The following is a 902-nucleotide window of genomic DNA, read 5'->3' as shown; positions in this document are numbered from 1 at the left end:
CTACGGCGGCAGGTCGTGGCGGAGTTGGAATTGTCAGGGTATCAGGCCCAAAAGCCTTAGATATCGCTAAACTGATGGTTCATTTTGAGCCTAAGAATCGATATGCACATTATTGCGATTTCTATGATCCAGATGGTTTACGTTTAGATCAGGGAATTGCCCTGTACTTTAAAGGTCCCCACTCCTTTACCGGTGAAGACGTCGTTGAGTTCCAAGCTCATGGTGGCCCGGTCATTCTGGATCTTTTGTTAAAAGCCATCGTTTCGAATGGTGCTCGCTTAGCAGAAGCGGGAGAATTTTCTCAACGCGCCTTTTTTAATGACAAGCTGGATCTGGTTCAGGCTGAAGCTATTTCTGACTTAATAAACAGTACTTCCGAGCAGGCTGCTCGTTCTGCTTTGCGTTCCCTACAAGGGGACTTTTCTCAGCAAGTTGATGCCATTGTATCCGGCTTGATTAAACTCCGAATGTACGTGGAAGCAGCAATTGATTTCCCTGAAGAAGAAGTTGATTTTCTTTCTGAGTCACATGTCCTGGAGCAAGTTGATACTCTGATTGATACCTTGAATGACTTAATCAATAATGCGAATCAAGGGGCACTACTAACTGAAGGAATGAGGGTGGTAATTGCCGGTCGTCCAAATGCAGGTAAGTCTAGTTTGCTGAATGCTTTAGCAGGACGCGATTCAGCTATTGTGACTGATATTGAAGGAACTACACGTGATGTGCTTAAAGAGCAGATCAATATTGATGGAATGCCTTTACATATTATTGATACGGCAGGGCTTCGAGAAAGTACTGATAAAGTTGAACAGATTGGTATTGATAGAGCTTGGCAGGAAATTGAACAAGCTGATCGAATTCTTTTAGTTGTTGATGCTTCATCTATTGAATCAAACTCT

At 43.1% G+C, this 902-nt stretch carries 1 protein-coding gene; it reads left to right on the top strand.

Going from position 1 to position 902, the window contains the following annotated elements:
* The coding region (gene mnmE, locus A3756_RS23965) for a tRNA uridine-5-carboxymethylaminomethyl(34) synthesis GTPase MnmE (protein WP_068554898.1) at window positions 1–902 on the top strand (902 nt) is incomplete at both ends.

The sequence above is a fragment of the Oleiphilus sp. HI0086 genome (genome assembly GCF_001635225.1).
The sequence above is the reverse complement of the archived record's forward strand: the minus strand, read 5'-3'. Positions and strand labels throughout refer to the sequence as shown.